Origin of the sequence: Idiomarina sp. ST10R2A5, from assembly GCF_051842325.1 — a bacterium.
Lineage (GTDB): Bacteria > Pseudomonadota > Gammaproteobacteria > Enterobacterales > Alteromonadaceae > Idiomarina > Idiomarina abyssalis.
Genome location: NZ_JBNIEX010000058.1, coordinates 1 through 251 on the forward strand (window position 1 = coordinate 1; position 251 = coordinate 251).

The window sequence follows — 251 nt, forward strand, 5'->3', positions numbered from 1 at the left end:
CTCGGTATACTCGAGTGCCGCTTCGGGGACAAACCGCCCGTTGTCGACGATGAATACCAGATCCCCACGCTCCATGTTGGGCTCCATACTCCCGGACTCGACGGCCACCATCAGCGGCCAAACGCCGCTGATGGTGAACAGGAGCACCCCGATCGCGACGACGATCAAGACACTCGTCAGGACGTCGCGGAGGTAGACCAACGACCCCGTCTCGCCGGTCCAGAACCATCGGAGCCAGCCGACAACCCCCG

Annotated in this window: 1 protein-coding gene; it reads right to left on the reverse strand. The window is 63.3% G+C overall.

The features are described from left to right. A partial coding sequence (locus ACP7FG_RS13115; RefSeq protein ID WP_439226646.1) for a hypothetical protein occupies nucleotides 1–251 on the reverse strand: 251 nt, incomplete at both ends.